The sequence below is a fragment of the Rhodoferax ferrireducens genome (genome assembly GCF_003347515.1).
GTDB lineage: Bacteria > Pseudomonadota > Gammaproteobacteria > Burkholderiales > Burkholderiaceae_C > Rhodoferax.
Genome location: NZ_QEII01000301.1, coordinates 1 through 255, shown reverse-complemented (window position 1 = coordinate 255; position 255 = coordinate 1). Strand labels below are relative to the sequence as shown.

The following is a 255-nucleotide window of genomic DNA, read 5'->3' as shown; positions in this document are numbered from 1 at the left end:
AACCGGCAACTGCGAGGCGATGTGGATATCTTAAAAAAAGCATCGGCCTTCTTTGCCCGGGAACTGCGATGAGCTTCCAGCTTGTCGAGCAACTGCAGCAGAAGGCCGTGCCGGTAAACCAAATGTGCCGAGTCTTGGGCATTAGTCGCTCAGGCTATTACACAGCCCGCAAGCGCGACCAAGCCCAGCCTGTGGTTTGCGAAGCCAGCGTGCACATGAAGGCTGCGTTTGCTGCAAGTGGCGGGGCCTATGGGA

General features: G+C 57.3%; 1 pseudogene. It reads left to right on the top strand.

Features of this window, described 5'->3' with window-relative positions:
• Positions 1-68: 68 nt before the first annotated feature.
• Positions 69-255, top strand: a pseudogene (locus tag C5P05_RS35325) (IS3 family transposase); the annotation flags it as partial.